Annotated in this window: 1 protein-coding gene and 1 pseudogene; one reads left to right on the forward strand and one right to left on the reverse strand. The window is 70.4% G+C overall.

Features of this window, described 5'->3' with window-relative positions:
* A pseudogene (locus G567_RS35050) lies at window positions 1-325 on the reverse strand (hypothetical protein); the annotation flags it as partial.
* A 306-nt stretch (window positions 326-631) separates the two neighbouring features.
* On the opposite strand from G567_RS35050, the gene G567_RS0125855 reads away from it, so the two are divergent.
* On the forward strand, window positions 632-1199 hold a 568-nt coding region (locus G567_RS0125855; RefSeq protein WP_028932178.1), incomplete at its 3' end, for an Hsp70 family protein.

Here is a 1199-nt window from a genome sequence, read left to right on the forward strand (position 1 = left end):
AGTCGTTGCCCGAGTCGTTGACCGAGTTGTCGCTGTTGTCGATCGCGACCTGGCTGCCGGAGGCGAAGGCCGAGCCGTCGCCGACGGTGACGTCACCCTTGATGTTGGTGCTGGTGGCGTCGCCCTCGCCGAAGGCGGTGGTGTTGCCGTTGCCCTGCACGACCTGGTTGCCGTTGCCGAGGATGTTGCCGTTGCCGCTGACGATGACCGAGTCGTCGATGTCGTCGCCGGCGGCAACGGAGCGGTCTCCGGACGCCTCGACGGCGTTGACCCTGATGGACTGGAAGAACTCGTTGAACTCGCGAGCGTCCACGTACTTGCCCATTTGTGATATCCCCTCGGTGGTCAGTTGTGGATTCCTTGCGGGCCAGGCAGGCCCTGGCGTTAACCGAAAGCTAGGCCGGGCGGGGGTGTGCGCCATCGGGGATCGGCCAGAGTTCGTCACGCGCGGTGATCGGGGACCCGGCGCGCCGGGGGACTAGGGGGTTGGGGGACGGGGGGCGTGTCCCCCAATCGTGTTGAAGGCGGCGCATGCGTGCTAACGAGGACCCGAGATACTCCGATGGGAGTGACAGGAGTGGTCTCGGTGGGGTTGCGAGACGGTCACGGATTCGGGGGAAGGGTGACGGTCATGAGCTACCAGCTCGGCATCGATCTGGGGACGACGTACACGGCGGCCGCGGTGTGCCGCTCGTCGGACCGCAACTGGGTCGAGCCCGAGATGGTCAACCTCGGTACCCGCAGCCTCACCGTCCCGTCGGTGCTGTTCATGGCCGGGGATGGGTCGGTGGTGGTGGGGGAGGCGGCCGAGCGGCGGGCGGTGACCGATCCGGACCGGGTGGTGCGGGAGTTCAAGCGGCGGGTGGGGGATCCCACCCCGGTGGTGGTGGCCGGGCGGGCGTGGGCGGCCGAGGAGCTCTCGGCGCGGTTGGTGCGCTGGGTGACCGATCGGGTGGCCGAGCGGGAGGGCGGGCCGGCGGCGCGGATCGCGGTGACCCATCCGGCGGCGTGGGGGGCGCACAAGCGGGAGCTGCTGGCCGGGGCGCTGGCCGGGCAGGGGCTGGCGGTGACGTTTTTGGCCGAGCCGCAGGCCGCGGCGCTGCACTACGCCGGCGCCGAGCGGGTCGAGCCGGGCTCGACGATCGCGGTGTATGACCTGGGTGGGGGGACCTTCGACGCGGCGGTGGTGCGCAAGGCCG

The sequence above is a fragment of the Pseudonocardia asaccharolytica DSM 44247 = NBRC 16224 genome, from assembly GCF_000423625.1.
In the GTDB taxonomy this organism is placed as follows: domain Bacteria; phylum Actinomycetota; class Actinomycetes; order Mycobacteriales; family Pseudonocardiaceae; genus Pseudonocardia; species Pseudonocardia asaccharolytica.